6 protein-coding genes are annotated in these 4961 nt (G+C 69.0%); 4 read left to right on the top strand and 2 right to left on the bottom strand.

Annotation, left to right across the window (positions count from 1 at the left end):
• Positions 1–209: 209 nt before the first annotated feature.
• Positions 210–485, bottom strand: a complete 276-nt coding sequence (locus AB0M20_RS27120) for a hypothetical protein (RefSeq protein ID WP_364302877.1) — start codon at positions 483–485, stop codon at positions 210–212.
• Positions 486–580: 95 nt separating this feature from the next.
• Between AB0M20_RS27120 and AB0M20_RS27115 the strand changes: the two genes are divergently transcribed.
• Entirely contained in the window at positions 581–2122 is a 1542-nt protein-coding gene (locus tag AB0M20_RS27115; RefSeq protein WP_364302875.1) for a substrate-binding domain-containing protein, read from the top strand.
• Positions 2123–2163: 41 nt separating this feature from the next.
• Here the strand turns inward: AB0M20_RS27115 and AB0M20_RS27110 are convergent, their stop codons facing one another.
• Positions 2164–2547, bottom strand: coding sequence for a VOC family protein (locus AB0M20_RS27110; protein WP_364302874.1), 384 nt, complete (start codon positions 2545–2547; stop codon positions 2164–2166).
• Between the two features lie 160 nt (positions 2548–2707).
• Between AB0M20_RS27110 and AB0M20_RS27105 the strand changes: the two genes are divergently transcribed.
• From AB0M20_RS27105 to AB0M20_RS27095, 3 genes are all read left to right on the top strand, one after another.
• Positions 2708–3703 carry an NAD(P)-dependent alcohol dehydrogenase gene (locus AB0M20_RS27105; protein WP_364302873.1) on the top strand — a complete coding sequence of 332 codons (996 nt, stop codon included), beginning with the start codon at positions 2708–2710 and terminating at the stop codon, positions 3701–3703.
• A gap of 11 nt (positions 3704–3714) precedes the next feature.
• Positions 3715–4758, top strand: a complete 1044-nt coding sequence (locus AB0M20_RS27100) for an amidohydrolase family protein (RefSeq protein ID WP_364302871.1) — start codon at positions 3715–3717, stop codon at positions 4756–4758.
• Positions 4755–4961 (top strand): iron-sulfur cluster assembly protein (locus tag AB0M20_RS27095; protein ID WP_364302870.1); only part of this gene is annotated, 207 nt, incomplete at its 3' end. The genes AB0M20_RS27100 and AB0M20_RS27095, both read left to right, overlap by 4 nt.

The raw sequence follows: 4961 nt of genomic DNA, 5'->3' as shown, positions 1-4961 counted from the left end.
CCCTGTACACCGGGGGGCTGTACCGGTTCTAAACACCCTCCACCGGTGTGGCCCGGGGCGGGCCCCCCCCCCCGGGCCACCCTTCACAGGCGGGGCGCCTGGAAAGACGCCGGCGCTGTCCGCATGGGGAACCAGGGCCGGCGGGACGCGTCCCCCTCGGCCGCGTCCACTTCTGAAGAGGGGCCACGGCGCCGGCAGATACTGTCGCCTTACCGACTGGGCGTGGGGACGCGGCGGCGCATCGAATACGTCACCGACGCCAGCCGGTGCGGCTCGTTGATCACGTGGATGGCGTGGCGGTCGTAGGCCTGCCAGCCGGCGGCGCCGGCCCGGTTCAGATGCCGCAGGTCGTCGAAGCGCTCGTCGGTGCCCCAGCGCAGCACCCCGCCGGGGTGGTGGAAGGTCGCCGTCCAATCCATGAACTTGTCGGCCCCGAACGTGCCGGCCGCTTTGTACTCGAGACGCGCGTACTCCCAGTTCGCCACGAGATCGATTATGCCGTTGACCGCTCGGTTAACGCTCGCCGAACAGTCGCTCCCGCCCTGGCACCGATGGATGAACCGGTTCTAGCCTCGGCGTGGTGGACGTCTGGGTGAGCGTCGCGCTGGCGATGCTGGGTGTCGTTGTCCCCGTGATCGCCGCGCTGTACGAGTTCGTCTTCAAGGGCCTCAAACGCCTCGGCTACCGCGTGCAGATGGACACCACCGCGACCGATGTGGTGCACACCAACTACGCCGGCGCGCTCGAGCAGATGCAGCAGGACGGCCGCCCGCTCGCCGACCCGACGCTGGTCCTGCTGCGCATCGAGAACAACGGCCTGACCAACGTGGACACCAGTGACTACGCCACCCGCGACCACGACCCGGTCGGCATCCGCGTGCGGTTCCCCGGCCGCAAGGTGGCCGGCATGGTCATCACCGAGCTCAGCCACGACTTCCTGCACTCGTCCTTCCGGGAAGGGCCCGGACTGTCCGTCCAGGACGGCATGGTCGAGCTGCCGAAGGCGCCGCTGAACCGCGGCCAGCACTACAAGGTCCTCGCCGTGCTGGAGAAGGGCCCGGACCACGTCGGCAAGCCCGGCGTTTACGAGGACCCGGAGGTGATCGGCGGCATCAAGGGCGGCGTCGGCGGTGGCCGGATCAACGAGACCCAGTCGAGGACCGGCACGCGCAAGTCGGTCATCGCCCTCATCGCGTTCCTCATGGTCCTGTCGGTCGGCCAGCTCGTCGTCTTCCTGCGCAGCAACACCAGCGCGCCGCTGGACTGCGCCGGCGGCCGGTTGACCCTGGTGGGGTCCACCGCGGCCGAGCCGGTGCTGCGCGAGGCCGCTGACACGTACGCGAAGACCTGCTCGGGTGCCCGTTTCACCCTCGACCTCAACGGCAGCGGCGACGGCATCCGCACCCTGCACCAGTCGCCGTCGCCGGACACGGTCGCCTTCTCCGACGGCCCGAAGCCGGGCGGCAATCCTTCGCTGGTGGCGCGACCGCTCGCGCTGTTCCTCTTCACGGTCGTGGTGAACCCGCGAGCCGGCGTGAACGACCTGGACCGCAGCGAGATCCGCGACATCTACGCGGGGAAGTACAGCAACTGGAAAGAGATCGGCGGCAAGGACGTGCCGATCCGCCTGATCAGCCGCAACCCGCAGTCGGGCACGAGGATCACCTTCCAGAAGCAGGTGCTCGACGGCGTACGGGAGGCCGGCACGAACTCCGACGACTGCCTGGCGCTCGCCGCCGGAACGAGGCCGGGCGTGGTGCGCTGCGAGCGGCGCAGCACGACGGACGTGCTGCGGTCGGTGGCGGACACGCCCGGCGGCCTGGGCTACAGCGAGCTGGGCGCGGCGGGCCGCCGGCCGGACGTCACGAAGGTGAGCATCGGCGGGCACAAGGCCACGGCGGAGTCGGCGGACAGCGGCGCGTACCCGTTCTGGGAGACGGAGTTCGCGTACACGTCGGGCGACCCGGCCGCGACGTCGCTGGCGGCGAGCTTCCTGCGCTACCTGACCAACCAGGTGGGCGCCGACATCCTGCGCACGCACGGCAACCGGCCGTGCTACGAGCTGCAGAACCCGGCGCTGTGCCGCCCGGTGGCAGCCGAGGGGAACAGGCAGGGTGAGTGATCGGCCGAAGCGGCTTCAAAACTCGACGTGTTGAGACGTCCCTAGGCGACGCAGAACTCGTTGCCCTCCGGGTCGAGCATCGTGATGTGGTCGAGCTCGTCGCCGTAGCGCTGCTCGCGCACCACCGTCGCGCCGCGGCCCGCCAGGTCGGCGGCCTTGGCGCGAATCAGGCGCCCGCGCTCGGCCGGATCCCACGGCGGCTCGCCGGCCACGCGGATGTCGATGTGCATCCGGTTCTTCGCCGTCTTTCCCTCCGGCACCCGCAGGAAGCCGATCGCCGGGCCGCGTCCCTCCGGGTCGACGATCGACGCGCCGTCGGGTTCGTCGTAGCCGGCCTCGGCCACATATCCGAGAGCGTCCGCCCAGAAGGCGGCCAGCCGTTGCGGATCCGCCGCGTCACAACCCAGGGTCCAGTGCGTAGCCATTCTGCCTCTCCTCGCGCCGGGCGCGGTGTCAATACGTGAAAAGTGCATCATCCGGGCCTCGCGCTGAATCTCGTTATCAGGATCTGAACGACTGCTTGGGTGTGGCGGGTTCCCGCCCGCAGAGTCCCTGATCAGGGACCGAGCGAAGGAGCCTTCACCGATGAAAGCTGTCCGCGTCCACTCCTACGGCAAGCGCCCCTCCGTCGATGAGATACCCGAACCCGAAGTCTCCGGCCCGCTCGACGTACTCGTCGAGGTCGGCGCCGCCGGGCTCTGCCGCACCGACCTGCACATCGTCGAAGGGCAGTGGGCCGAGAAGTCCGGCGTGCAGCTGCCCTACGTGATCGGGCACGAGAACGCCGGCTGGGTGCGCGCGGTCGGCAGCGCCGTCACCAACGTCGCGCCCGGCGACGCCGTCATCCTGCATCCGCTGGTCACCTGCGGGCTGTGCCGGCCCTGCCGGTCCGGTGACGACGTGCACTGCGAGAACTCCCGGTTCCCCGGCATCGACACCGACGGCGGCATGGCCGAGCTGCTGCTCACCACCGCCCGTTCGGTCGTCAAGCTGGACGCCGGCCTGGAACCCAAGGACGTCGCCGCGCTCGCCGACGCGGGACTCACCGCCTACCACGCCGTACGCAAAGCAGTGCCCTTGCTCCATCCCGGAACGACGTGCGTCGTGATCGGGGCGGGCGGACTGGGCCACATCGGCATCCAGTGCCTGGTCGCGATGACCGCCACCACCGTCGTCGTGGTCGACCCCAACGAGAAGGCGCGCGCTCTCGCCGAACAGCTCGGCGCCCACCGCACCGTGGCGAGCGCGGACGACGTGGAGGAGGCCCACGTGGTGCTCGACTTCGTCGGCGAGTCCGGCGCCGAGCAGCAGGGCCTCGCCAAGACGAGGCGGGCCGGGAGCTACTACGTGATCGGGTACGGCGGCACGATCAACATTCCGACGATCGACCTGATCTCCACCGAACGCAACATCATCGGCAACCTCGTCGGGTCCTACAACGACCTGGCCGAACTGATGACGCTCGCCGCCCAGGGCAAGGTCACGCTGCACACGAAGACCTACTCCCTGAGCGCGGTCAACGAAGCGATGGACGACCTGGAGGCCGGCCGGCTCCAGGGCCGCGGGATTCTCGTGCCATAGGGGGCAGAGCCATGTACCGCAAGGACGGCAACAGCTACTTCATCGTCGACGGCCACACCCACTTCTGGGACGGCAGCCCCGCGAACCAGATCAACCGGTACGGCGAGGGCTTCATCAAGTGCTTCTACGACTACCACGCCAACCTGTCGCCGGCTGAGTACAAGTGGACCCTCGAGGAGTTCGAGCGCTACCCCGAGGAGCGGATGATCCACGACCTGTTCGAGGTCGGCTACGACGATCTGGCGATCCTGCAGTCCACGTACCTGACGGACTGGTACGTGAACGGCTTCAACACGACCGAGCAGAACGGTGAGATGGCCGAGCGGCACCCGGGCCGGTTCATCGTGAACGGCCGGTTCGACCCGCGCGACGGGGAGCAGGGCCTGGAGACCCTCGAGCGGCTGCACGAGCGCTGGCACCTCAAGGGCGTCAAGGTCTACACGGCCGAGTGGAAGGGCGACTCGAAGGGCTGGAAGCTCAGCGACCCGTGGGCGTACCGCTATCTGGAGAAGTGCCAGCAGCTCGGCATCCGCAACATCCACGTGCACAAGGGCCCGACGGTCTACCCGATGAACCGGGACGCCTTCGACGTGGCCGACGTCGACGACGCCGCGACGGCGTTCCCCGAGCTGCGGTTCATCGTCGAGCACGTGGGCCTGCCGCGGCTGGAGGACTTCTGCTGGATCGCCACCCAGGAACCCAACGTGTACGGCGGCCTGGCCGTCGCGATGCCGTTCATCCACAGCCGGCCGCGCTACTTCGCGCAGATCATCGGCGAGCTGCTGTACTGGATCGGCGAGGACCGCATCCTGTTCGGCAGCGACTACGCGATCTGGCAGCCGAAGTGGCTGGTGGAGCGCTTCGTCGACATGCAGATCCCGGAGGACATGCAGGGCGAGTACGGCACTGTCAGCGTCAACCAGAAGAAGAAGATCCTCGGCCTGAACGCCGCCCGCCTCTACGACATCAAGGTGCCGGGCGAGTTCCAGATCGCCGACGAGCCGGAGTCGGTGGCGGTGGGTTCCGCGCCCGAGCCGGAAGCGGCGACGGCATGAGCCTGCACGACGCGTGCTGGTCGGCGCTCGGGGGCGTGTTCGACCCCGAGCTCGACCGGCCGATCACCGACCTGGGCTTCGTGGCGTCATTGAAGATCAAACCCGGTGGAGGGGTACGCGCCGAGCTGCGCCTGCCGACGTACTTCTGCGCGCCGAACTTCGCCTGGCTGATGGTCGCCGACGCCCGGGACGCGCTCGACGCC

The sequence above is a fragment of the Actinoplanes sp. NPDC051633 genome (genome assembly GCF_040681735.1).
GTDB lineage: Bacteria > Actinomycetota > Actinomycetes > Mycobacteriales > Micromonosporaceae > Actinoplanes.
The sequence above is the reverse complement of the archived record's forward strand: the minus strand, read 5'-3'. Positions and strand labels throughout refer to the sequence as shown.